We start from the raw sequence: 23500 nt of genomic DNA on the forward strand, positions 1-23500 counted from the left end.
TATATCGCTTCGTGACCGATCCCGGCCCCCGTCCTCATGCCGGACACGCCACCCTTGTCGCGGTGGTCCCCGGCGGGGCACGAACCACCTACCACGATGGCGGAGCCCCGGCCGGATGTTGGTACGCCGTGGCGGCCGTGGATCGAATCCAGCGTCAAAGCAGGCTGTCGCGTCCTTCGCGCTGACATCGCCGATCGGCACGACCGTTCCTGATGCCGTCCGGGGACGGTCGGTGCCGCGCGGCTCCCACCGTGCTTCTCGGAGCCCTGTCCCGCCCTGCCACACTGCCGGCCACGTCACGCCCGACGCAGAGTGTTCTTCTCACCACCACGACCCCTGTGAGGTGAGCATGCCGGTGCGTCGTCCCGGACGATCTTCGCATCGGCCCTGGACACAAGGTCGACAGGCGGAAGTGCTTCGTGGACCATGCGTCCCATGCCTCTCACCGTTCGTGATCTGCTGGCCATTCCCTCCCTTCGACTCCGCCTGGTAGCCGGAAGTACGGGGCTCGGCCGAGTCGTTGAGGCAGCGCACGCCACCGAGAACACCCGTCCCGCGTCCTGGCTCGAGGGCGCCGAAGTGGTGATGACCAGCGGTCTTCTGCTGTCGGCTGACGAGAGCGACTACGCGGCGTACGTCGAAGAACTCAGCGCCGGCAAGGCAGCCGCCCTCATCGTAGGAGTGGGCCCGGGTCTCCCCCTGCAGACAGTGCCGCCCGTCTTGAGCCACCATGCGGAACAGGCCGGTATGCCCGTGCTCGCGGCGCCGTCGAGCGTCGCGTTCGCGGCCATCACCAAAGCCGTGTTCGCGGCGCGCGCGTCCGAGGAACGACGCCTGCTGGAGAAAACCCTTCGCACTCAGCGCCGTCTGTCTTCCGCAGCGGCTTCCAGTGACGGACTGACGGGACTGCTCTCGTCCTGGTTCCAGGCCGTGCGCTCGGGCGTTGCCGTCTGTGATGCCTCAGGACGCTTGCTCGGCTCGGCCGGGACCGACGGGCAAGAGCTCCTGACGAACGCTGCCACGGTGATCGAGACCGTAGCCCTGCACGGGTTGCGGGGAAGCGGTGGCGCCGACCTGCCGTGCGGCAGACTGGTGGTGCAGCCGCTCGGCACCACCAGGCTGCGCGGCTTCCTCATCCTGCTGAACGCGGACTCACCGGAAGTGCGGTTGCTCATCAGCGTCCTGGTGTCCTTGCTCTCGGTCGAGCTGGAACGCCGCCATTTGGCGGACGAGCCGCAACGCCGCCACCGGGCGGCCCTTCTCGCCCGGCTGTTCCAGACCGACATCACGGCCGAGCAGGCCCGGGCCTTGCTGCAGAGCGTCGGCGTCCCCTCCTCCACCATCCGGGCCGTGGCGGTGCTCGCCGCCGGCGATCCGGTCGAACTCGCGGCAGACCTCGCCCTGGCGGTGCCGGGAGGGCTGGCACGCGTGACCGGCGGCAGGGTGGAGATGGTCGTCTCGGAAAACCTGGACATATCGGCGGTGCTCCGCCGCTTCGCACCGGGCCGCCCGGCCAGTATCGGACCGGCGGTCGCCCCCCAGCACGCGGCCCTTTCGGTGCGCCAGGCAATCGCTCTCCTGTCCTCCAGCGCCGAGCTGGGGCGTCCTGTCAGCGCATCCGAGGCCGGTTCCGTCAGGCTCCTGCTCAGCCTTGGAAGTCCCGCAACGCTGGCGGCGTTCGCCGACACGGTTCTGGCGCCGATCGATACGGCCGACCCCGCGGGGGAGCTCATCGAAACCCTTCGGGTCTGGCTGGAGACCAACGGATCCTGGGCCGAGACCTCTTCTCTGCTCGGTCTGCACCGGCACACCGTCCAGAACCGCATCGAGAAGGTGGCCAGACTGACGGGACGACAGCAGGACCGAGCCGAAGACCGGGTCGACTTCTGGCTGGCGCTGACGGCCCGCGCGGTGGGAACACCCCTGCCCCATCAGCAGAGATAGAGGAACGCCATTCCCACACAGGGTTAAACAGTCCAAGCAACCTGCGGACGGATCGACATCCCGTCCATTTCAAGACGGTCGGGCTGGTTCTTACCGTACGTCTGCGGCCACGCTCTCCGCGAGCGGCCACAATGCTCCGCCCTCCTGGGAAACCCGCCTCCCGTGAGGTCGCCGGGGTCGGTAATCGTACGAGCAGAGAGGGCCGTTCATGGTCTCAGCATCCGCCACCTTCGCCAGGCGCAGTTCCCGTCACAGAGGCACGCGCGCAGCGTTCACCACGATCATCACTGTTCTTCTCCTGGGGTTGCTGTCCGCCGTCCCGGCCCATGCGGCCGTTCCGGACTGGCCTCTGCTGCGGAAGGGAGCGACCGGGAACGACGTAGCCAGCCTGCAGTTCCTCCTGCGCCAGCAGGGGGGAAGCGTCACGGCCAACGCCGACTTCGACGCACAGACCAAAAGCGCCGTGATCTCCTACCAGCAGAGCCAGGGCCTCGCGGCCGACGGCATCGTGGGACCGGCAACCTGGAGCAGACTGGTGGTTTCCGTCGCCCCCGGCTCCACCCAGGCAAACGCCGTTCGCGCCCTGCAGTTCCAACTCCGCAAGCACGGGTACGCCATCGCCGCCGACGGTGTCTTCGGGGAGGGGACCAGCGCCGCCGTCCAGGACTACAAGACGCAACACCGACTCACCGGCGGAACGACCGTAGGCCCCACGACCTGGCAGCATCTGCTCGGTTCACCGCCTGGATCCGGTGCTGTGGGCACCTACGCCTTCATCATCCCCCGCACCGCCGTCCACGACGGTCGCGAAAGCCTGCTGTGGCCCCATCACGACTACCCGGCCAGTGACATCGCGGTCGAGACGGGAACACCCGCGTACGCCATCACCTCCGGCACCGCACGCCTCAACGGCGGACTCGACGAATCCTGCGGTCTGGGCGTGGCGATCGACGGCGATGACGGCATCATCTACCAGTACTGCCACCTTGACAGCCGCAGCGTGAGTGACGGAACCCGCGTGACCGCCGGCCAACTGGTGGCACATACCGGTAACACCGGTAACTCCACCGGCCCTCACCTCCACTTCGGCATTTTCCGGCAGGGCGTGTCCGTCTGTCCTCAGCAACTGCTGATCGCCCTGTACGACGGCCTCACTCCGCCGTCCCCGTGGACTCTCCCGGCTTCCGGCTGCACCTCCTGACCACAGGGCGACCGCTGGGTGGGGATTGCCCACCCCCTCATGCCGGGCGCATATCGGCCGCTCCCCTGCCGACAGATGCTCGGCGCGTCCGTACAGAACGCCCTTCGAAGGGAGAGCCAGTGACGACGGACCCCTCGTTTCCACGACGAGCCGGCGCGGAGATCGACCTCGGCGCGCTGCGGCACAATGTCCGGACACTGCGCGCACGCATCGCCCCCCACGTCCAGCTGATGGCGGTGGTCAAAGCCGACGGCTATGGTCATGGCGCCGTCCGCTGTGCACGAGCGGCGCTCGTCGCGGGCGCGTCCTGGCTGGGCACGGCCACGCCTCACGAGGCACTCGCGCTGCGGGCCGCCGGCATCAGCGATGTACCGGTCCTGTGCTGGCTGTGGTCCCCCGGCGATCCGTGGGACCGAGGTATCGAGGCCGGACTCGACATGTCGGTGAGCGACATGTGGGCCCTTGACGAGGTGTGCGCGGCCGCCCGGTCCACCGGGAAGACCGCCCGCATCCAGCTCAAGGCGGACACGGGGCTGGGCCGCAACGGCTGTCAGCCCGCCCGTTGGCCCCGGCTCGTCGGCGAGGCCCTAAAGGCGCAGAGGGGCGGCTTGGTCAGGATCACCGGCCTTTGGTCGCATCTGGCCTGTGCGGATGCACCCGGCCATCCCTTGAACACCACGCAAGTAGATGTCTTCCGCTCGATGATCGAGCAGGCGGAGGAGGCAGGGGTCGAACCCGAGGTCCGGCACATCGCCAACTCGTCGGCGACCCTCACCCTCCCCGAGGCCCATTTCGACCTGGTCCGGACGGGCATCGCCATGTACGGACTCTCGCCGAGCCCCGGGATCGGCACCTCCACCCAGCTCGGCCTGCGGCCGGCGATGTCGCTGAGAGCGAGCATGGCCCTGGTGAAGCACTTGCCCGGTGGTCACGGCGTCTCCTACGGGCAGCGCCACATCACCGAGAACGAAACGGTCATCGGACTGGTCCCCCTCGGGTACGCGGACGGAATCCCCCGGCACGCCTCGGGCCGTGGCCCCGTCCTCATCGGAGACCACATACGCCAGGTGGCCGGGCAGATCGCCATGGACCAGTTCATGGTCGACCTCGGCGGCGACGAACTGGAGCCGGGCGCGCAAGCCGTCCTGTTCGGGCGGGAGAACCGGGGCGAGCCGACGGCCCAGGACTGGGCGGAGGCGGCCGACACCATCGTGTACGAAATCGTCACTCGGATCGGGACGCGCGTTCCGCGCGTGTACGCGAACGACCGACCCTGACCCGCGGGCAAGGCATCTTCCCACCCTCCGCACCACCCTCATTCGTGCCTCTTCGCGTACGGCACCGGCGGACGGCAGGCGGTGCCGTCACACGGCCAAGCCCGCCAGACCCCAGATCTTCCCTTCGTGCGCGGCATTCACGCCGAAGGGGCGCTCCATCCACCTCTCACCCAGGAGACGCAGCATGAAAATCCGGTCCGTCTTGACCGCACTGGCACTCGTCACCGGCGCACTGTTCGCTCCCGGTGTCGGCGTTCTCACCGCCACGGGCGACGCCTACGCCGTCACCAAGATCAGTCACACCACTGCCACGTCGATGTTCAGCACTTCCGGAATCACCTGGTCGTCCTCCGGAAACTGTTCCGACCGCAACAACCCCACCTGCACCTCCTTCGACCAGCTCAACCTCGCCACCGCCCAGGGCGCCCAGACCCTCAAGAACGCCAGCGGCTGCGCCCTGAACATCACCGGCGGCACCGAGACCGGGCACGCGAGCGGCACCTACTCCCACTGGAACGGCTACAAGCTCGACTTCAGCAAGTACACCTGCCTGGGCAACTACATCAAGAACACCTTCACCTACATCGGCGTGCGCGGCGACGGCTCTCCGCAGTGGAAGTCCGGCGCCGGCAACGTCTACGCCGACGAGGGCAACCACTGGGACGTGACCTTCTACAACTGCGGCGGCTGCTGACCCATGCCCCTCCGCCCGGTGGGCCCGTCCGGGCCCACCGGCTCGCGAAGCCACTGCGCCCGCAACCGTGAGCCATTGACCACACATGGAGGAACGTTGCCCCCCGAAATCTCCCGCCGCACCGCGCTGCTGACAGCAGTCGGCGGCGCACTCGCGATGTCCGCCCTGCACTCCGGAGCCGCACAGGCGGTGCCCCTTCCGGCGACGCCCCGCGCAAGGCCGTTCGTGACGACCCCCCGCGAGTCCGGTGCGCTCTACGACTCCGCCGCCGTCCGGACCGCGCACGCGGAGCCGCTGAACGCCGCCGTCGGCTGCGCTGCGGAACACGGAGGCAAGAGCTGATGGCCACGTTCGTCACTCGCGCCCAGTGGGGCGCCCGAGCCCCGAAGAGCGTCAGCAACGCCATCACTCCCGCGCAGGGAGGTGTGGCCGTCCATCACGTCGACGCGGTCAAGGTGGCCGAGGCCGATCACGCCGACTGCGCTGCCCAGGTACGGGGCATCCAGAACTACCACATGGACGGCAACGGCTGGTCGGACATCGCCTACAGTCACCTCGCCTGTGTGCACGGCTACCTCTTCGAAGGGCGCGGCGAGAACGTCCGCACTGCCGCCCAGGGCACCGCTCAGGGCAATGACGACTGGTACGCGATTTGCGCCCTGACCGGCGGCACCGGCAGCGACTACGACCCCGTCACCGCCGGCCTGATCGACGCCATCCGCTACGGGATCAACCGCCTGCGGGTGTCCGGCGGAGCCGCACAGGCGATCACCGGCCACCGCGACCACCACGCGACCGGCTGCCCGGGGAACCTGTACTCCCGCGTGCTCAGCGGCGAGGTCAACTTCGGCGGGGGCCCGCTGCCCTATCCGGGCATCACCTTCCGGCAGTCGCCGGTCACCGTGCACGCGAGCGTGGCGACCTGGCAGTACCGCATGAACAACGCGCACGGTTACGCCCTCACCGTGGACGGACAGTACGGCCCCGGATCCGACGCGGCATGCCGCAGCTTCCAGTCGCGCAGGGGCCTGACGGTGGACGGCGTCGTCGGGCCCGCCACGTGGGGAGCGACGCTCGCCTGAAGCCACGTCCCCATGAGGGTGCCGGTGTCCCGCACAGTGGTTCGGTGCGGGACACCGGCGCGCACCTTCCGGGCGTACGGTCGGTGGCTTCGCCCTCTGGCGTCGGGTCTGCGAGGTAGAGCCGAGCCCGGGGTGTGTGTCACGCAGTCGCTCAGGTGGCCGTCGGCGAACTGGGCGCCGACTCTGTCCTCCACCGCCCAGCCGGCAGGAAGCGCGCAGGTGGCCACGGCCTTCGGACAGGACGTTCGGCGGCACGGCTCGCTGTCGTAGTGCGGGCACACCGAGCCGGGCAGCAGACCCGATCCGTCGGCGAGGTGGGTCAGCGGGCCGAAGGAATCGGCGCGAGAACCCTCGGCCCAGCAGTTGGCACCGCGCTGATGCCGCACGGCAGGACACCGCGGTCGAAGGCTTCACGAAGCAGCCGGTCCACGCCGTGCACCCGCCGGACGACCGGCATGTCCGCGGTGCTGCCCTCACCCACGTAGATCACGTCCTGAGAGAGCAGGAACACCACAGGGCCTCGTCGACGAGTTCTCGCCGGAAAGACTCCAGGACGCCTGCCTCGCCTGAACGTGACCGGAACGCCCTGAGAAACCGCTCGACGCAACGGAGAACGTCACCGCCGGCTGTCGGAACGCATGGTCCTTGCGGAGGTGCCCGGCACAATCCGCGTCGTAACCGCACTGCCGGCGGCGCTGACCGGTGCGACGGTACTCGACGCCGTGGTCACCTCCGCCGAAGCAGACCGGGAGCTGCACCAAGAACACATTCGGCTCTATCTGCGTAGGCCCTCTACTGCGCCCTCTCAGGGGGCCTGGGCAGATTCCGTAATAGGCGGTACATTCGATCTCTGAAACTCGCTGATCTGAAACGTGGCGCGCCGGAGGACTCGGCCTCGACGGCTGCCGTTCGCCTCGGTGATCCCACGACGCAGAAGGGAAAGCCATGAGCCCCACGCTGGCCGACGAGATCCGCAGTCGGCTTGGAGAGCTGAGTCCCGCGGAGCGTAAGGTCGCGCGGGTACTGCTGGCGGGGTATCCGGCCGCTGTCTTCGAGACGGTCGCCACGATCGCGGAGCGGGCCAGCGTGTCGGCACCCACGGTACTGAGGTGCGCCTCCCGGCTGGGCTACCGGGGCTTTCCCGATCTCCAGGCCGCTCTCCGCTCCGAGCTCGACGCGCGCAACGCCTCACCGATCACCCTCTACACGGCCGCAGAGACGTCGAAGCACGAGCGGACGGAGGCTTCGCAGGACACCGACACCACCCGGCTCGGTGCACGCTCGTCGCTCGTGCGACAGGCCGTCGCCCAGACCTTCGACGAGGTGTCGGCACACGAGTTCGAGGACGCTGTCGGCCTCCTCGCCGACCCCCGGCGTCGCGTGCACGTGGGGGGCGGACGGTTCACCCATCTGATGGCTGAGTACCTGGGCCTGCACCTGATGCAGTTCCGCGACCAGGTGAGCTTCCTGCCACACAAGGACGTGGAGCGGGCCTCCTTCCTCACGCAGCTCACCCGGCGCGACGTCACCGTGCTGTTCGACTTTCGACGTTACGAGGCCGACAAGACGCTGATTGCCGAACTGGCCCGGGAGCGGGGTGGCAAGGTCATCGTGTTCACCGACCCGTGGCTCTCCCCCGCCGCCGCCCATGCGGATGTCGTCCTCATCACCCAGGTCTCCTCGGATTCCCCCTACGACAGCCTCGTCCCGGCCCTGGCGGTCGTCGAGGCACTCGTCGCCGCCGTCCTCGACCGGGTCGGCGGCAGCGGCCACGAGCGCATGAAGGAAGCGGAGAGGGTCGCCCGGCGCACCGGCCTGCTGTGAGCGGATCGCGTGTCACGGTCCGGTCGGCGACGTGAAAGGTGCCGGCCCCCCTTCCGGGGGTCGGCACCGTGTCGTTCGGCCGATCAGCGCGGCGCGATGTCGATGCGCAGGGAGATGAGCGTGCGGGCGTCCGTGCCGTCGCCGGTGAAGGCGGCGAATCCCCGTCCCTTGGTGAACGTCACCGTGAACTGCGGCCCGCTCTCGAACGTGGTCGCGGTCGCGCTGTTCTGCGCGCGTGTCGAGGCGAGCGCCCGCGCGGTGGTCCGGAAGGCGTACGGGGTGCCGTCGTGGTTGGCCGCCGAGTGGAAGACGTCGGTGTTGACGGGCACGGGCGCCGTGCCGAGGGGCTTCAGGGGCTGCTTGGCGGGGTGGACGCGCGGCGCCCAGGTGCGTGCGTCGTACTGGTCTCCGTCCGTGAGGTAGCTGTACCGGGCCCGGCGGAGGGACCAGCCGTCCGCGGAGTCGTACGCGCGGGCGTCGCGCAGGTCCAGAACGGCGACACCGTTCGGCCCGAGGACGCTCAGGTACTCACGTGAGCTGCCCGGCCGGTCGACCACGAGGGCGGTGTTCTCCTCCAGGGCGTAGACGCGGTCGTGGCCGGTGTCGGAGGCGAGACGCAGCGCCCGGCCCTCGCGTCCGTAGGCGCCCGTGTGGGTGTCGACGAGCCCCGACCGGAGGAAGCCGAAGCCGCCCTCGGGGAGGTAGCCGAGGCGCGTCGGGTCGTCGAAGTAGCCGGGGGCGCTGCCGTCCCTGAGCCCCTCGTAGGACTCGCCGCCGGTGACCATGTCGCGGCCTGAGGCGATCTGGGCGCCCGCGGAGGACCCGGCGACGACGGCGCCTCGGGCGAGCTTGGCGCGGATGGCGGCCAGGACCTTGGAGTCCCGGTGCGCGTCACCGCGCAGCAGAGTGGTGACGTAGCGGTACTGGTCGCCGCCGCCGAAGAAGAAGCCGGTCATGGAGTTGATCTGCGCGACGACGGCGTCCGAGTCGGCGTTGGCGACGTGGTCGATGTCAAGGGGGATCCACTGGGCGTCGGCGGCGCCGTGCCGCTTGAATACATCGGCGTAGTAAGCGCCGTTGCAGGCGGAGTTGCTGCACTGCTCGGGGTCGTCCGCGTGCGGGTCCTGGCTCTCGGGCACGGAGGCGGCGGTGATGATCCCGATACGGGCGCCGGGGCCGCCGGCCCGCTTGATGATCTCGCCGTAGACCTGGGTGTTGCTCTCCTTCAGGGCTCCGCCGACCAGGATGAGGGACCCCGCCTGGGGCCGGGCCTTCGGGGCGTCGGCGAGGGCGGGGGAGCAGACCGAGAGGAGGGATACGGCAAGGGCGCAGGCGAGGACGGTACGGCGTGCGGGTGCGGAAGGGACGCGCATGGTGACTCCGTCGAGGGGTGTGTGGATGGCGGGATGGGGCCGGAACGCGTGGCCGGGCCCGTGGCGGACGCCTTCTGGAGTTTCGGCGCCGTACCCGCAGCGGAGGGGAGCGGAGTTTCCCGTTGCTGTGCGTAGGCGGCGCCGGGGCGGCGTCGGTGTGGTTCAGGTGGCGCCGGCCGTACCCAGGGAGGCGATCAGGTCGGCGAGGAGGGCGATGCGCTGCGGGACGCTGGTGACGTCGAGCCACTCCTGGGGCGTGTGGTCGGCGCCGCCGACCGGACCCAGGCCGTCGAGGACGGGAATTCCCGCGCCGGCGATGAGGTTGGCGTCCCCCACTCCACCGGTGGCGGCGGCGCCCAGCTCGATGCCGGCCGCTCGGGCCGCGTTGCGCGCGTGGTAGAACATCCGCCGTGAGGCGGGGGTGTCCTCCATCGGCGGGCACAGGTCGAGTTGCTCCATCTCGACCGTGACGCCGGGGACGCCGGGCTGGTCGGCGGCTTCGCGGATGGCCCGGGTGACGCGCTGGATGTCGGCCGTCGTGGCGGCGCGTACCTCGATGCGCAATTCCGCCTGGGGGCAGACGATGTTGGCGCGGGTGCCGGCCCGGACGATGCCGACGTTGACGGTGACGTCGTCCCAGTGGCCGTTGAGGGCCTGGAGGGCGACGGTCAGGTGCGCGGCGGCGAGGGCGGCGTTGGCGCCGCGTTCGGGTTCGATGCCGGCGTGGGCCGCGCGGCCGGTGACGGTGAGGAGGAAGTCGGCGACGCCCTTGCGGGCGATGACGAGGTCGCCGTTCTCGCGGGCGCATTCGAGGCCGAGGCCGAAGTGCACGCCGCCGGCCGTTTCCTCGATCAGCGGTCGGCTGGCGGGTGAGCCGATCTCCTCGTCGGGCGTGGCGAGCAGGACCAGCTCGTCGTAGGCGTCGATGCCGAGTTCGCCGAGGATCTCCAGAGCCGTGAGTCCGGCGAGGAGACCTCCCTTGTCGTCGCTGACGCCTGGGCCGTATGCCGTGGAGCCGTCGATCCGGAAGGGGCGGGTGGCCGCGGTGCCGTTCTCGAAGACGGTGTCCATGTGGCCGGCGAGGAGGACCCTGCGTCCGCCCGCCGACTCGGGCAGATTGCCGCGTAGGCGGCCGACGAGGGCGTCACCGGTCCGGTGCCCGTCGGGCGTGGACGGGAAGCGGACCCGTTCCACTGCGAACCCGAGCCGTTCGAGCCTGCGCTCGACCCAGTCGGCAACCCGGTTGACGCCTTCGGCGTCGTAGGAGCCGGAGTCGATGGAGACGAGCTCTTCCAGATCGCGCAGGTAGTTGCGGCGGCGGGCGCGGGCCAGGTCGAGGAGGTCGTCGAGCCTCTCCTGCCGGCGGACAGGCGCGTTCACAGGACCTTGGACAGGAAGGCGCGGGTGCGGTCCTGCTCCGGTTCGACGAGGACCCGGCGGGGGTCGCCGGCCTCGACGACGACGCCCTCGTCCATGAAGACGGCGGTGTCGCCGACCTCGCGTGCGAAGCCGATCTCGTGGGTGACGACGACCATGGTCATGCCGTCGGCGGCGAGCTGTCGCATGACGTCGAGGACGTCGCCGACGAGTTCGGGGTCCAGGGCGGAGGTCGGCTCGTCGAAGAGCATCAGTTTGGGCTTCATGGCGAGCGCGCGGGCGATGGCCACGCGCTGCTGCTGTCCGCCGGACAGCTGGGCGGGGTAGTGGCCGGCACGGTCGCCCAGACCCACCCGTTCGAGCAGGGCGTGGGCCTGTTCACGAGCCTCCGCCCGCGCCACTCCGGCGACCTTGACGGGGGCCTCCATGACGTTGTCGAGGGCCGTCATGTGCGGGAAGAGGTTGAAGCGCTGGAAGACCATGCCGATGTCGCGGCGGCGGTCGGCGACCTCGCGTTCGCGGAGCTCGTACAGCTTGTCTCCCTGCTGGCGGTAGCCGACGAGCTCGCCGTCGACGGTGAGCCTGCCGCCGTCCACCCGCTCCAGATGGTTGATGCAGCGCAGGAAGGTGGACTTCCCGGATCCGGAGGGACCGAGGAGGCAGCAGACCTGGCCGCGTTCCACGGTGAGGTCGATGCCCTTGAGGACCTCCAGGCTCCCGAAGTGCTTGTGTACGCCCTCGGCGCGCACCATGGGGGTGCTCATCGGTTCTGCTCCTTGCTGTTCTTGCCGAGCCGCTCCACCGTTCCGCCGAGGAGGCGACGGAAGGGCGAGACGTGTCCCGCGCGGGTGGTCCCGCGGCCGTAACGCCGCTCCAGCCAGGCCTGGGGCACGCTGAGGAGGGTGACGAGGGCCAGGTACCAGATGCTGGCGACGACCAGCATGGGGATGACCTGGTAGTTCTGGGCGTACACGTCCTGGATGTTGGACATCAGGTCGTGGGCGGAGATGACCGAGACGAGTGCGGTCATCTTGAGCATGTTGATGGTCTCGTTGCCCATCGGCGGGATGATCACGCGCATGGCCTGCGGCAGGACGATCCGGCGCATGGTGAGCGCGGGCCGCATGCCCAGTGAGTGGGCGGCCTCGGTCTGGCCGGGGTCGACGGACTGGATGCCGGCGCGGACGATCTCCGAGGCGTAGGCCGCCTCGTTCAGGCCGAGGGCCAGGAGGGCGGCGATCGCCGGCGTCAGCAGCGCGTTGGTCTCGGCCTGGAAGAAGGTGATGTCGGTGAAGGGGACGCCGATCTTGACGTATTTGTAGAGGGCGGCGGCGTAGCCCCAGAAGATGATCTGGACGAGCAGCGGGGTGCCGCGGAAGACCCAGACGAACGCGTTGGCGAGACCGTAGAGCACGGGGCTGGACGAGAGCCGCATGACGGCGATCAGCGTGCCGAGGGCCAGACCGAGGAGCATAGCGGCGGCGGTGAGCCAGAGGGTCGTCGCCAGGCCGTCGAAGATGAGGTCGGCGAAGAGGTAGTCGCCGACGACGTCCCAGTGCAGGTTGTCGTTCTTGGCGAGGGAGCCGATCAGTCCGACGAGGGCGAGGACCGAGGCGACGGCCGCGATCCAGCGCGCGTAGTTGCGGACGGGGACGATCTCGAGTTCCCCGGTGGGGGGCCGGTCCGTGGCGGTGGTGCTCTGCGGGACCTTGGTCGTGCCGGCCATCTTTAGTCCACCGCCGCGTTCTTGGTGGCTTCCTTCACCGCGATGGACGGGACGCCGTACTTGTTGTAGATCTTGGTCAGGGTGCCGTCGTCGATGAGGGACTGCAGCGCCTTCTGGATGGCGTCCGTCAGCTCGGGCAGCTGCTTGCTGACCGCGATGCCGTTGGGCGAGGCGTTGTAGCCGCCCGGGGCCGCGGGGTCCTCGACGAGGTCGAAGGCCTTGCCGCTGTCGGCCGTCTTGGCGACCCAGCCGGCGGCCGGCTTGGTCAGCACCTGGGCGATCACCTTGCCGGAGCGCAGCGCGAGCTGGGCGTCGGAGTCCTTGGGGAAGGTCTGGATGTCGATCTTCCCCCTGCCCGCCTTCACGCAGGCGTCCTGGTGGGACTTGAGCAGGTCGAGCTGGTTGGTCGCGGCCTGGACGGCGACCTTCCGTCCGCACAGGTCGTCGAGGGTGGTCACCTTCGCCGGGTTGCCGTCGCCGACGAGGACGCCCGAGCCGGACTGCGAGTAGTCGACGAAGTCGACGACCTGCTGGCGCTCCTTGTTGTCCGTGATGGCGGACATCGCCACGTCGAACTTGCCGGCCTGGATGGCGGGGACGATGCCGTCGAACTTCTGGGGGGAGAAGGCGAAGGTCACACCCAGCTTGGCGCCCAGGGCCTGGCCGAGGTCGTAGTCCAGACCGGTCAGGGCGGTCTCGCCCTCCTTCACGTACATCTCGAAAGGCGGGTAGGGGACGTCGGTGGCGACCCGGACCTTGCCGGCCTTCCTGATCTGCTCCGGCAGCATGTCGTGCAGGGCCTGGTCCTTCACGACCTCGACCCCGGCGACCGAGACCCGGCCGTTCGCGACGGGAGCGGGGTCGGAGTCTCCGCAGGCGGACAGGGACACGAGCATGGTCGCCACGACGGCGGCGGCCGCGGGGCGTGCGATAAGAGTGTTCATCACCTGGAACCTCTCGGTGGCTTTCTGCCGGCGGAGTCTGATCGCCAGGCACTGCTGCGAAGTTACAGAGGAACCCATTGAAAGGCTAGATGTAAGTCTCATTACGTTCATGTAACGAGGTTTTCAGCCTTGCCAGCAGAAGGCTTTGGGTGCTTTTGGCACGTATTTTTGGCCCAATCCCATCGGACGGCGCACTGTTCCGGACTTACATCTTCTCGATCACGAGCATTACTTGTATGTTCCGCTACCAATCCTGCGGCCCACGTCTGGTGGCCGCAGCATCGAGTTCGCCCCTTCTCAGGAGTGCACATGACACACCGTCCCTTCAGGGCCCCCGCAGCAGCCGCCGTCGTCCTCACCGCGATGGCCTCCGTATTGATGGCGCATCAGCCCGCGCAGGCGGCGGCCGACCGGATCCGGCTCGGCAGCGCGTCCGACGTCAGCCGCAGCGCATGGAACGGCCCGGCGTTCACGATGAACGGCGCCGGCGGCATCGTGACGGCTTCGATGACCCGGGCCATCGACGAGATCCGCGGCGGCACCGGGGCTCTCGACGTGGTCGTCCTGGCCGGGTCGGCGCCGACCTCAGGCAGCAAGACTCCGGAGTGCGACACGATCACGGGGTTGGCCGGGGTCAACTCCTGCACGACGTGGACGCTCACCGCCGCCGCCGACGGGAACAACAGCCAGCTGAACACCGACGTCCGCAACGCCGAGTTCGTCTACTTCGCCGGCGGCGACCAGTGCCGCTACACCGCGTGGAAGGGCACCGCGCTCGAAGCGTCCGTCGAATCCGTCGTCGCCAAGGGCGGCGGCTCCGGCGGCGGAAGCGCCGGCCACCACATCAACAGTCCCCTCGTTTACGACGCCTGCAACGGCAGCATCACCAGCGCGGAGGCTCTCGCCAACCCCTACGACCGGTACGCCAGCTTCACCACCGGCATGTTCGAATGGGCGAACTACGGAGCCGTCATCAACGACTCCCACTTCGTGACCCGCGACCGCATGGGCCGCACCATGTCCTTCCTCGCACGCGCCGTGAAGGACGGCCTCGCCCCCGGCGGCTCCGCCTGGGGCGTCGGGGTGGAGGAGGGCGGCGGGTCCCTGTTCCTCGACCGCAACGGCATGGCGACGCAGTACGGCAAGGACGCCTACGTCGTCCTCGCCGACCACCAGCCGGAGCAGGCCGTCGACCGCAAGCCGCTCACCTACAGCGGCTTCAAGATCTGGCGTCTGACGCCGGGCTCCACCTTCGATTTCAAGAACCGCCCCACCTGCGGCTACTACCTGCGCAGCGTCACGAACGGCGTGGCCGACGCCAACCTCTACAACGGGACGCCCGTGACCGACTGCGGCACCCAGGGCGGCGGGTCCACGATCACGGAGAGCGAGCCCAACGACACCCGCGACGCAGCCGACGACGCCACCACACTCACCTCTCCCGGCACCCTCACGGGCAACATGAAGTCGACCAGCGACCGCGACTACTTCAAGGTATCCGTGACAGCCGGACAGAGCGTCTCGGTGAACTGCGCCGTGCCCTCCGCCTACGACGCCGACGTGTACTGGCTCGACGCGAACGGCAGCACCCTGACCCGCTCGGTGAACGACGGGGCGGGCACCGACGAATCCCTGTCGTTTACCAGGACCGCGACCGGGTCGGGCACCTACTACCTCGACGTGGAGGCCTACAGCGGCTCCGGCCCGGCCGCCTACGCCTGCACCCTCACCAGAAGCTGAGTCAGTCGAGTCCCGCGGGACCCCGCACAGGCGGCCGGGCCCCGCGGGCATCCCGTACCGCACGTGACGTCCCGGCCGGGTTCAGCTCGGCCGGGCGAGACGCCACGGATCGAGCAGCTCGTCGAGTTCGCCGTCGGTGAGCAGCTGCTCGCGGGCCGCCAGCTCACGGACGGACACCCCCGACTCCCGGCACTCCCGGGCCAGGGCCGTGGACCGCTGGTAGCCGATGACCGGGTTCAGAGCGGTGGCGAGGCCGGCACTCCCCTCCACCAGAGCGCGCAGGTGCCCCTCGTTCGCCTCGATACCGGCGACGCAGCGCTCGGCCAGGAGCCGGCAGGCGGCGGCCAGCCGGTTCGCGGAATTGAGCAGGTGATGGACCATCAGGGGCTCGAAGGCGTTCAGCTGGAGCTGACCCGCCTGGGCCGCCGCACAGACGGCGGCGTCCATGCCGATGACGTCGAAACAGACCTGGTTCACGGCTTCGGGCACCACCGGATTGATCTTGCCCGGCATGATGCTCGACCCGGCCTGGAGCTCTGGCAGCCGAATCTCGCCGAGGCCCGCTCCGGGACCTGAGGCCAGCAGTCTGAGGTCGTTGCAGATCTTGGACAACCGTACGGCGAACTGGCGGAGGGCGCCGGAGAGCCGGACGAATCCGCCTATGCCCTGTGTGCTCTCCACCAGGTCGCGGGCGGGACGGACCGGCACGGACGCGACGGCTTCGAGGTGGGTGACCGCCAGACGGGCGAAACCCTCGTCCGCGTTGAGGCCGGTACCGATCGCCGTGCCCCCGAGGTTCACTTCCAGAAGGGAAGCCGCTGCCAGGCTGATGAAGTCGGCGTCGTCCCGTACGGTGAGGGCGAATGCGTCGAACTCCCGGCCCAGCGTCATCGGCACGGCGTCCTGCAGCTGGGTGCGCCCGAGCTTCACCGTCTTCGCGAAGCGACCGCCCCGTTCGCCGAAGGCGTCGCGCAGCACGGTCATCGCATCGAGCAGCCGCCCCGCAGCGGCGTACACCGCCAGCTTGGCCGCCGTGGGATACACGTCGTTGGTGCTCTGGGACCGGTTCACGTCGTCATTGGGGTGCAGGTGCTCGTAGCCGCCCCGCGGGTGCCCCAGGATCTCAAGCGCCCGGTTGGCAATGACCTCGTTGGCGTTCATGTTCGCCGAGGTGCCGGCACCGCCCTGGAAGACGTCCACGACAAACTGGTCGTGGAGACGGCCCCCACGGATCTCCCGGCACGCCGCCACGACGGCCCTGGCGCGTTCCTCGGAAAGAGTTCCCAGCTCCAGGTGGGCCAGTGCGGCCGCCTCCTTGACCGCGGCCAGTGCGACGACGAGTTCGGGATGCGACGAGACGGGGATGCCCGTGAGGGGGAAGTTCTCCAGCGCGCGCAGGGTGTGGATGCCCCAGTACACGCCTTCCGGCACCTCTCGCACACCAAGAAGATCACGTTCTTCGCGTCGCATGTCCCGCCCCTCGCTGTCGGCACGGGCGGCTCGCGCCACCCGACAGGAAGTATCATTCATTACAGATGGGGCGCGCAATACATTCAAAGAATTACTTATTACAATGAGGGTCGCAGAAGACCGCGAGCGGTCCACCGCCATCGGCGGTCCTGCCCGGCTGGAAGGGCGAGCCGCGTACCGGGAAGCGGGCCCGCATCGCAGCAGAGGCTTCCTGGCTGCATCTGCTCTCGCACGGCCGTTCCCGCAGCCCCACCGGCTCGCCGCGCAGGTTCGGCGGTGAGGACGTCGAGGGCGGGGAACGGCTCGCCCAACACCAGCGCGTCCGGTTCGACCACAGGCACGCGGGCGAAGCCGGCGCATGCCGCCCGGCAGCTCCTTGGGGTGGGCGGGATCGAAGCCGACGAGGTCGCCATGATCGGCGGCGGTGCCGGAGCTGAGCGGGATGAGAACCGGCCGGGTGAGGGCACTGGCCGCGGTCGGCGCACCGTTCACGCCGGCCGGGGCGGCAAGGCCGGCTTCCCCGTAAGCGCCATCGGACTGCCCCGCTCGCGACAGGCCTCGCCACGGCCACCGCATCCCGCTCCCGAACCAGCACTGCGCGCCCTCTGGATCCGGGAGCGGCACAACGTCTTCCACCGGCTGCGCAGAGCGGACCGCCAGCCCTACTGCGGCAACCTCAAGCCGCTGCTCGAAGCCCACGCCGAGCACCTGGCCAAGGCGATCGGAACGGTCCGTGGCAGGGACGGCGACGGCAAGTCTGTGGCTCCCCACATACCCGTTGATCTTGCCCCGAGTAAAGAGGGTGCTTCCCGGAAGTGCCGTCAGGCGTGCGCTGCGGTCGCCCCGATGTCGGGGTCGGCGGTGCGGGTTTGCCTGCGGCGGCGGACCTTGGCTGCGGTCAGGATTGCGGTGGCAGTCAAACCGGCGGTGATGGCGAGTGCGGGGCCGCCGAGGGCGATGGCGTGCTGGATGGATGTGGCCGCGGCGTATCCGGCGCCGGCTTCCGCGCCGGCCCACAGGGGTGCGGCGAGCAGGCTGTAGGGGGCGATGCTGCGGTAGGGCATCCGGGTGGCGCCTGCCAGGTGCGGGGCCAGGGTGCGTACGACGGGTACGAACCGGGTGAGGAAGACGGCCTGGCCGCCGCGTCGTGCCATGAGGGCATCGGCGCGCTGCCAGGCGCCGGCGGGGATGCGGCGGCCCAAGCGGCCGGTGCGCAGGCGGTTGCCCAGCAGGTGACCGGTGCGGTGGCCGAGGGCGTCACCGGTCACGACCGCGCACGAGGTGGTGGCGATGACCAGGATGAGGTTCAGCTCGCCGGCGCGGGCCAGCGCGCCGGCGGTCAGCAGCAGGGTCAGGGTGGGGACGAATGCGCCGATCAGTAGTACGGATTCGGCGAGCACCGCAGCGGCCAGGAGTGCGTAGGCGGTGGGCGTGGGGACCTGGCTGATCAGAGTGGTCAGCGCGTTCATCGGCTCGCACCGACCGTGGTGGCCGACGAAACCGCTGGGACCGTGGAGGCGGCCGAGTGGGCGGGTCGGCGCAGCTGCCAGACCTTGGCCGGGGGCAGGTTGCCCCACACGCTCCAGCAGCCGGTGGCATACCGGCGCTGGTAGCCTGCCAGGACGTCTTCGACGGCACGGTGGCGGCGGGCTTCGGCAGGGAAGGCGGTCAGGGTGCGGGCGTAGCGGGTGCCGCGGTAGGCGAAGTAGGTGAGCGTGCCGCCGGGCTCCAGCAGTTCCAGGTACCGGTCCATGATCGTCTCGACCTGGGCGGGGGTGAAGTTGGTAAAGGGCAGGCCGGAGACGATCACGTCGTAGCGGCGGCCGGTGTCGAGGCGCTCGACAAGGGTGTGGTGAACCCGGACCCGCTCACGTTCACCGGCCAGACGCGGGTGGGAGCGGACGAGACGGTGCAACTGGGCGGCGAAGCGGGGGTTGGCCTCGACGATGTCCAGCCGGCTGCCCGGGGAGAGCCGGAGGATGAGGGTGCGGGTGACCGAGCCGGTTCCCGCGCCCACCTCCAGGACGTTCAGGGGCCGTGCGCCGTGCTCGTCCACCGGGTCGGTGAGCAGGCGGCCCAGGGCCTTGCTGCTGGGGGTGATGGCGCCGGTGGCGCGCAGGTCGCGGGCTGCTTCGATGAGGAACATCCAGCCCTCGGCGTTGCGCTGCGCGAGGACACGATCGTGTGAGGTGGTCCAGTTGTCCATGGCTTCGACGCTAAGGACGGGCTCATCCCTGTGGATCGTCCCTTGTGCGACCGTGCTCCCCTACGAAAGTAGGGGGTCGCCAGGGCAGAACGTCGGCGGTGGAAGCAGCGGCCTTCTGCCTACGCTGCACAGGTGGAACAGGAACGAAACCGCGGATGGGCCGTGTACGGGCGCTACGCGCTGGTGGTGCTGCTGACCCTGGGCGCTGTACAGAACATGGCCATGTCCAGCGGAGGTAATTACGTCACCGTCCGCAGCGCGGTGGTTCTGGCGTGCGGGCTGGCTCTGCTGTCGGGAGGGCGGCTGTGGTGGTGGCTCGCTCCGGGTCTGACCACGGTGGCCGCGGGCGTGTGGGGGTGGCCCGTGCTGCCGTTGTTCGTGATCGCCCTGTTCGATCTTGCCGACCGGCGGCGCGTACGGGCGGCCGTGGTCTGCTCGGCCGTGGCGCTCGCCGGTAATGCCGTGCTGAGTCCGGCCGCGTCCTTGTGGATCCCGCAGCGGTACGGCGCGATGCTCTTCCTGCTGCTGGCCGTGATCGGCGGGCTGTGGAGGGGCAACCGGCGCCGCCTGGTCCAAGCGCTGAACGCCGAGGTGGAACATCTGCGGACCGAGCGGGAACTGCGTGAGCAGGCCGCGCGGATGGCGGAGCGTTCCGCGATCGCGGCGGAGATGCACGATGTGCTCGCCCACCGGCTCAGCCTGATCGCCCTGCACACCGGCGTGCTGGCCACCAAAAAGGACACATTGCCCGATCCTGTTGTCGAACGCCTCAGTCTGCTGCGCACCGCCTCGACTGAGGCCCTGACCGACCTGCGCGACGTACTCGGCGCCCTGCGCACCACCGAGACCCTGTCTGCCGCCAATCAGCCCGCACCGGTCCTGCGCGACGTCGAAGAGATGATCGAGCAGGCGCGGTCGGCCGGACAGACCATCAGCGTGACCGTGGAGGGCAGCCCCGCGCAGGCGCCCGCTTCCCACCGGCTGGCCGTCTACCGGCTGGTCCAGGAGGCGCTGACCAACGCCCGCAAGCACGCCCCCGACGCACCGGTGGGCGTCCGTATCACCTATGCCCCACCCGCCACCCTGGTTGAGGTCACCAACCCGCCCGGCACCGGCCTGACCGGCCTCCCGCCGGTTCCCTCCGGCTTCGGCCTGATCGGCCTGCGCGAACGCGTCGAAGCACTCGGCGGACATCTCCATGCCGGGCCCGGCGGCGCCGGCGCCTGGCGTCTGGCCGCCCGCATCCCCCACCCCGTCACCGAACAGAACGGCCCCGATTCGTGATCCGCGCCATGGTCGTCGACGACGACGCCCTCGTCCGCCTCGGACTGACCGACCTCCTCGACAGCGACGACACCATCGAGGTCGTCGCCCAGGCCACCGACGGACTCCACGCCATCGAGCAGGCCACCGCCCACCGCATCGACGTCGCCCTGGTCGACGTCCGCATGCCCCGCATGGACGGCATCACCGCCACCAAACGCCTGCGCGCCCTGCCTCACCCGCCGAAAGTCATCACCCTGACCACCTTCGACCTCGACGAGTATGTCTATGACGCGCTGGCCGCGGGAGCCGATGGCTTCCTCCTGAAGGACACCGACCCGGCCGAAATCCTGCGCGCCGTCCACCTGGTCGCCGCCGGCTCCGCCATGCTCCACCCCACGGCCGCCCGCCGCCTCATCGACCGCTACCACCACGCGGGCCAGCCCCAGGCAACGGCTGCTCGCGCGCGCCTCGAACACCTCACTCCCCGCGAAGGCGATGTCCTGGCGCTCCTGGCCCGTGGCGACACGAATGCCGACATCGCCACCCGCCTCAACATGCGAGAGAGCACGGTGAAAGCACACGTCAGCCGCATCCTCTCCGTTCTGGAGGTCACCAACCGAGTCCAGGCGGCCCTCCTCGCCCGCGATGCCGGCCTCACCTGATCCGCACCCCTGCCTGCTCGAGCCCCCGTCGTCGAGTCCCGGACATTTCGGGTCGAGCGGTGGACGCCGGCTCCCACAGGGCCCTCCGTGGTCGCGCCCGCTCCACGCGCGAGGACCGCTCTCCGGGGGCGACCGCCGCCGGTCCGGGACCGGATGAGGCCGGTCCGTGAGCCGGAGGCGTACTTCCGCGGTCCTCTGAGGGGGAAGGCCGTCCCCACGTCAGTGGTGAGTGCGTCCGGCCGGGCCGGAGCCGGCACGTCACCTTCGGTCGGGTCGGCCGATCTGGAGCGTCAGCGTGTCGAAGGGGGCCAGGTGCCAGGTGCTCTCCGCGGTGCCCTGGAGCACCGCCTGCCGCCCTGTGTGCTGTTCATCCAGCCGGACAGGAAGGAGGAGCGTGCCGGCCGGTGCGGTGACGCGGGCCTCGCACGCCGCAGGGGTGGGATTGCTGAGGCGGAGGATCAGGCCGTCGCGGTTCTCGGCGGGCTTGAGCGCGGCCAGCAGCGCACCGTCGACGCGGATTGCGCCAAGGCACGATTCGGCTGTGGTTCCCGGCCGCAGCTGCCAGGCGCGCAGAGGTGTACGGAAAACGGCAGCCCGGCGGGTGAGACCGGTGTCGGTGGCGGCGGCGTCCTCGAGGGCGAGCGCGAGGTCGAAGGTCTGCGGGCCCCGGCACTGTGCTTCAGGGGTCGCGAGCATCGGTCCGGCTCCGGTGGTGCGGCTGCGCAGGTCGAAGCGGGAGAGCCAGCCCACGGACCTCAGGAGGGTGACCACGATCTCCTGCTCCGCGCCGGTGGCCGTCTCCGTGCCGGTGAGCGCGCGCATCTCGGGGAGGCCGAGGGCGAGGACCGCTGTGCGGTCCGTGCCGCGTCCGACCACGCCGAGGCTCTGCACGGGAGCAGAGCCGCAGACGGCTTCGTGGCCCCGGTCGGTGGGCAGCGGGCCGAAGCCGGGGCGCACGGGGCGTTCGATCAGGCACCACTGTCCGTCGCCGGTCCAGGTGTCCGCGGCCCGGGCGGTGGGCGCGTGGAAACGCAGCCGGTGGTCCCGGGCCGTGTTGTCGAAGGTGATGTGCCAGCGCAGCAGTGGGTCGCCCTGCCAGCGCGTGACCTCGATCCGTACCGGAATCGCGGTGGTCTGCTCGCTGCGGCTTTGGCGATCGGGGGCGAGTTCGATGGACAGGTCGAGTACGGCGTCGAGTTCGAGGACGGTGCGTACGGCTGAGGTGCGGGTGCGGGATGCGACGAGTCGGGGTGTGATCACGCTGTCCAGGAGGGGTGGGTCGTAGTTGTAGGTGTCGCCGCTGTCGCCGCCGTCGGTGAGCAGGCCCAGTCCCGCCAGCTCGGTGCCGTCGGTGCGGGTCAGCGTCAGCGAGGCGTCGTCGGCCGCGGTGAGGTGGCCTCCGCAAGGAGCGGGAAGTGTGTCGGAGCGGTCGTCCGTCCGGGCAACGGCACCGTCGGCGGGTGCGTCACCGAGCCGTACGCGCAGAACGGTCCGGCTGAGACCAGGTATGGCCGGAACGTTCAAGTACAGGCGGTGGCGACGGGCGGGGCGGGAGTCGGGCAGCAGGTCGAGGTCGGCTTCGAAGGCCGTCTCGACGCCGAGGGTCTCGGTTTCGAACGGGACGGGCGTGCCGTCCGGGCTGGTGATCGTGGTCGGGTGGCGGTCGGGCGCGGTGAGGATGTCGGGTGTGACAGGGCCTCCTGCGTCGTCCGCATGCGGGTTGAGGACGGCGAGGTCAGTGTGGTCTTGTGGCGGGTCGCCGTAGGCACGGACGTCCAGTCCGGACGCGAGCAGTGCGCGCCTGACGACATGTTCGCCGAGCTGGTGAACGCGCTCGTAGCGGACGGCGTTCTCGCGGTGCACTTCGTCCACGCTGCAACCGCACAGCGAGTCGTGCGGGGCGTTGCGCAGGAGCAGTTCCCAGGCGTGGTCGAGGTCGGCGCGCAGGGTGGGGTCGTCGGCGGCGTGGAGGGCGAGGATCGGCTCGGCTCAGCGTTCCAGGAGGTTTTGGGCGGAGGCGTTGGCCTGCTTGAGATAGGTGCGGGCGGAGAGGGTGCCGGGAAGGATGAAGGTGAGGTAGCCGGCGGGTTCGCGGAGTTCGCCCTCGATGACGGGCAGTGGCTCGCCGGCCGCCCCCCGTGCGTCGGCCGCGGTGCGGGTGGCCGTGAAGAAGTCCTCCAGGGTGCTTTCGTGGAGTACGGCATCGGTGGTCGTCGCGCCGGCTGCGGCCTCGCGGATGCGCTCGCCCGGTCCGGAGGGCGCGAGGTGGTCGCCGCCGTTCATCAGCAGCCATGGGCCGTCGGGCAGCCGGGCGTGTTCGGCGTGGAGGAAGTCCCTCAGCCGCTCGGCGGAGTCGGAGGCGGCGGGTCCGTCGGCCCAGAGGACCTCCGCTCCGTGGTAGCCCTGGTTGACGGCGAAGACCTCGGAACCGTCCGGGGAACGCCACCGGAAGCGGGCGACGCCGTCGGGGGCGCCGCGCCAGACCAGAGCGGTGTCCATGCCGAATCCGCGCAGCAGCCGGGGCAGGTCGGCAGGGTGGCCGAAAGCGTCCGGGGAGTAACCGACACGTGCGAGAGTGCCGGGGACGAGGCGGCGGGCGGTCAGCAGGTTGCGTACCAGGTTCTCGCCGGAGACGAGCTGGTTGTCGGCGAGGACGTGCCACAGGCCGAGGGTCAGGCGCCCGGGGGCCTTGACCCCGGATTTTGAACACATCC

21 protein-coding genes are annotated in these 23500 nt (G+C 69.9%); 10 read left to right on the plus strand and 11 right to left on the minus strand.

What is annotated here, in order from left to right; genetic code table 11:
• Nucleotides 1–435 precede the first annotated feature (435 nt).
• From ACWGSR_RS22760 to ACWGSR_RS22785, 6 genes are all read left to right on the plus strand, one after another.
• Nucleotides 436–1944 carry a PucR family transcriptional regulator gene (locus tag ACWGSR_RS22760; protein ID WP_376235524.1) on the plus strand — a complete coding sequence of 503 codons (1509 nt, stop codon included), beginning with the start codon at nt 436–438 and terminating at the stop codon, nt 1942–1944.
• Nucleotides 1945–2152: 208 nt separating this feature from the next.
• Nucleotides 2153–3145 carry a peptidoglycan-binding protein gene (locus tag ACWGSR_RS22765; RefSeq protein WP_453568507.1) on the plus strand — a complete coding sequence of 331 codons (993 nt, stop codon included), beginning with the start codon at nt 2153–2155 and terminating at the stop codon, nt 3143–3145.
• A 119-nt stretch (nt 3146–3264) separates the two neighbouring features.
• Complete coding sequence (alr, locus tag ACWGSR_RS22770; protein ID WP_376235519.1) at nt 3265–4422, plus strand: alanine racemase; 1158 nt, start codon at nt 3265–3267, stop codon at nt 4420–4422.
• A 184-nt stretch (nt 4423–4606) separates the two neighbouring features.
• Nucleotides 4607–5116, plus strand: coding sequence for a hypothetical protein (locus tag ACWGSR_RS22775; protein WP_376235516.1), 510 nt, complete (start codon nt 4607–4609; stop codon nt 5114–5116).
• A 96-nt stretch (nt 5117–5212) separates the two neighbouring features.
• Nucleotides 5213–5458, plus strand: a complete 246-nt coding sequence (locus ACWGSR_RS22780) for a hypothetical protein (protein ID WP_376235513.1) — start codon at nt 5213–5215, stop codon at nt 5456–5458.
• Nucleotides 5458–6198, plus strand: a complete 741-nt coding sequence (locus ACWGSR_RS22785) for a peptidoglycan-binding protein (protein ID WP_453568510.1) — start codon at nt 5458–5460, stop codon at nt 6196–6198. Before ACWGSR_RS22780 ends, ACWGSR_RS22785 begins: the two co-directional genes overlap by 1 nt.
• Before the next feature lie 319 nt (nt 6199–6517).
• Here ACWGSR_RS22785 and ACWGSR_RS22790 read toward each other — a convergent pair whose 3' ends face one another.
• Entirely contained in the window at nt 6518–6712 is a 195-nt protein-coding gene (locus ACWGSR_RS22790) for a Type 1 glutamine amidotransferase-like domain-containing protein (protein WP_376235508.1), read from the minus strand.
• A gap of 431 nt (nt 6713–7143) precedes the next feature.
• Between ACWGSR_RS22790 and ACWGSR_RS22795 the strand changes: the two genes are divergently transcribed.
• Nucleotides 7144–8022, plus strand: a complete 879-nt coding sequence (locus ACWGSR_RS22795) for a MurR/RpiR family transcriptional regulator (RefSeq protein WP_376235506.1) — start codon at nt 7144–7146, stop codon at nt 8020–8022.
• 83 nt (nt 8023–8105) lie between these two features.
• Here ACWGSR_RS22795 and ACWGSR_RS22800 read toward each other — a convergent pair whose 3' ends face one another.
• The 5 genes from ACWGSR_RS22800 to ACWGSR_RS22820 all read right to left on the minus strand — a co-directional run bounded on the left by ACWGSR_RS22800 (nt 8106) and on the right by ACWGSR_RS22820 (nt 13442).
• Nucleotides 8106–9395 carry a cyanophycinase gene (locus ACWGSR_RS22800; protein ID WP_453568513.1) on the minus strand — a complete coding sequence of 430 codons (1290 nt, stop codon included), beginning with the start codon at nt 9393–9395 and terminating at the stop codon, nt 8106–8108.
• 162 nt (nt 9396–9557) lie between these two features.
• Nucleotides 9558–10775 (minus strand): M20 family metallopeptidase, encoded by a 1218-nt coding sequence (locus ACWGSR_RS22805; RefSeq protein ID WP_453568515.1) that lies wholly within the window; start codon nt 10773–10775, stop codon nt 9558–9560.
• On the minus strand, nt 10772–11536 hold the full coding sequence (locus tag ACWGSR_RS22810; RefSeq protein ID WP_453568517.1) for an amino acid ABC transporter ATP-binding protein: 765 nt from the start codon (nt 11534–11536) through the stop codon (nt 10772–10774). The genes ACWGSR_RS22805 and ACWGSR_RS22810 overlap by 4 nt, the downstream gene beginning before the upstream one ends.
• Nucleotides 11533–12498, minus strand: a complete 966-nt coding sequence (locus tag ACWGSR_RS22815; RefSeq protein ID WP_376235497.1) for an amino acid ABC transporter permease — start codon at nt 12496–12498, stop codon at nt 11533–11535. Before ACWGSR_RS22815 ends, ACWGSR_RS22810 begins: the two co-directional genes overlap by 4 nt.
• Nucleotides 12499–12500: 2 nt before the next feature.
• Complete coding sequence (locus ACWGSR_RS22820) at nt 12501–13442, minus strand: ABC transporter substrate-binding protein (RefSeq protein WP_376235494.1); 942 nt, start codon at nt 13440–13442, stop codon at nt 12501–12503.
• Between the two features lie 309 nt (nt 13443–13751).
• Between ACWGSR_RS22820 and ACWGSR_RS22825 the strand changes: the two genes are divergently transcribed.
• Entirely contained in the window at nt 13752–15182 is a 1431-nt protein-coding gene (locus ACWGSR_RS22825) for a pre-peptidase C-terminal domain-containing protein (RefSeq protein ID WP_376235491.1), read from the plus strand.
• Nucleotides 15183–15263: 81 nt separating this feature from the next.
• Here the strand turns inward: ACWGSR_RS22825 and ACWGSR_RS22830 are convergent, their stop codons facing one another.
• The 3 genes from ACWGSR_RS22830 to ACWGSR_RS22840 form a co-directional block, all read right to left on the minus strand.
• Nucleotides 15264–16652 (minus strand): aspartate ammonia-lyase, encoded by a 1389-nt coding sequence (locus ACWGSR_RS22830; protein ID WP_453568604.1) that lies wholly within the window; start codon nt 16650–16652, stop codon nt 15264–15266.
• 821 nt (nt 16653–17473) lie between these two features.
• A complete protein-coding gene (locus tag ACWGSR_RS22835; RefSeq protein WP_376235486.1) occupies nt 17474–18121 on the minus strand; it encodes a DedA family protein in 648 nt (215 codons plus the stop codon).
• Nucleotides 18118–18858, minus strand: coding sequence for a class I SAM-dependent methyltransferase (locus ACWGSR_RS22840; RefSeq protein ID WP_453568520.1), 741 nt, complete (start codon nt 18856–18858; stop codon nt 18118–18120). The genes ACWGSR_RS22835 and ACWGSR_RS22840 overlap by 4 nt, the downstream gene beginning before the upstream one ends.
• Before the next feature lie 183 nt (nt 18859–19041).
• Between ACWGSR_RS22840 and ACWGSR_RS22845 the strand changes: the two genes are divergently transcribed.
• Together ACWGSR_RS22845 and ACWGSR_RS22850 are read left to right on the plus strand one after the other, a co-directional pair.
• On the plus strand, nt 19042–20142 hold the full coding sequence (locus tag ACWGSR_RS22845) for a sensor histidine kinase (protein ID WP_453568606.1): 1101 nt from the start codon (nt 19042–19044) through the stop codon (nt 20140–20142).
• Nucleotides 20139–20786 carry a response regulator transcription factor gene (locus tag ACWGSR_RS22850; RefSeq protein WP_376235482.1) on the plus strand — a complete coding sequence of 216 codons (648 nt, stop codon included), beginning with the start codon at nt 20139–20141 and terminating at the stop codon, nt 20784–20786. The genes ACWGSR_RS22845 and ACWGSR_RS22850 overlap by 4 nt, the downstream gene beginning before the upstream one ends.
• Nucleotides 20787–21044: 258 nt before the next feature.
• Here ACWGSR_RS22850 and ACWGSR_RS22855 read toward each other — a convergent pair whose 3' ends face one another.
• Together ACWGSR_RS22855 and ACWGSR_RS22860 are read right to left on the minus strand one after the other, a co-directional pair.
• Nucleotides 21045–22766, minus strand: a complete 1722-nt coding sequence (locus ACWGSR_RS22855) for a hypothetical protein (protein WP_453568608.1) — start codon at nt 22764–22766, stop codon at nt 21045–21047.
• A 9-nt stretch (nt 22767–22775) separates the two neighbouring features.
• Entirely contained in the window at nt 22776–23498 is a 723-nt protein-coding gene (locus ACWGSR_RS22860) for a glycoside hydrolase family 38 N-terminal domain-containing protein (RefSeq protein WP_453568610.1), read from the minus strand.
• Nucleotides 23499–23500 lie beyond the last annotated feature (2 nt).

The organism is Streptomyces sp. NPDC055632 (genome assembly GCF_053618675.1).

What these genes read in the sequence shown, in the direction of transcription:
- ACWGSR_RS22760 (WP_376235524.1), top strand. Translation starts at nt 436, where the DNA reads ATGCCTCTCACCGTTCGTGATCTGCTGGCCATTCCCTCCCTTCGACTC.
- ACWGSR_RS22765 (WP_453568507.1), top strand. Translation starts at nt 2,153, where the DNA reads ATGGTCTCAGCATCCGCCACCTTCGCCAGGCGCAGTTCCCGTCACAGA.
- ACWGSR_RS22775 (WP_376235516.1), top strand. Translation starts at nt 4,607, where the DNA reads ATGAAAATCCGGTCCGTCTTGACCGCACTGGCACTCGTCACCGGCGCA.
- ACWGSR_RS22785 (WP_453568510.1), top strand. Translation starts at nt 5,458, where the DNA reads ATGGCCACGTTCGTCACTCGCGCCCAGTGGGGCGCCCGAGCCCCGAAG.
- ACWGSR_RS22795 (WP_376235506.1), top strand. Translation starts at nt 7,144, where the DNA reads ATGAGCCCCACGCTGGCCGACGAGATCCGCAGTCGGCTTGGAGAGCTG.
- ACWGSR_RS22800 (WP_453568513.1), bottom strand. Translation starts at nt 9,395, where the DNA reads ATGCGCGTCCCTTCCGCACCCGCACGCCGTACCGTCCTCGCCTGCGCC.
- ACWGSR_RS22810 (WP_453568517.1), bottom strand. Translation starts at nt 11,536, where the DNA reads ATGAGCACCCCCATGGTGCGCGCCGAGGGCGTACACAAGCACTTCGGG.
- ACWGSR_RS22815 (WP_376235497.1), bottom strand. Translation starts at nt 12,498, where the DNA reads ATGGCCGGCACGACCAAGGTCCCGCAGAGCACCACCGCCACGGACCGG.
- ACWGSR_RS22820 (WP_376235494.1), bottom strand. Translation starts at nt 13,442, where the DNA reads ATGAACACTCTTATCGCACGCCCCGCGGCCGCCGCCGTCGTGGCGACC.
- ACWGSR_RS22825 (WP_376235491.1), top strand. Translation starts at nt 13,752, where the DNA reads ATGACACACCGTCCCTTCAGGGCCCCCGCAGCAGCCGCCGTCGTCCTC.
- ACWGSR_RS22830 (WP_453568604.1), bottom strand. Translation starts at nt 16,652, where the DNA reads ATGCGACGCGAAGAACGTGATCTTCTTGGTGTGCGAGAGGTGCCGGAA.
- ACWGSR_RS22835 (WP_376235486.1), bottom strand. Translation starts at nt 18,121, where the DNA reads ATGAACGCGCTGACCACTCTGATCAGCCAGGTCCCCACGCCCACCGCC.
- ACWGSR_RS22840 (WP_453568520.1), bottom strand. Translation starts at nt 18,858, where the DNA reads ATGGACAACTGGACCACCTCACACGATCGTGTCCTCGCGCAGCGCAAC.
- ACWGSR_RS22860 (WP_453568610.1), bottom strand. Translation starts at nt 23,498, where the DNA reads ATGTGTTCAAAATCCGGGGTCAAGGCCCCCGGGCGCCTGACCCTCGGC.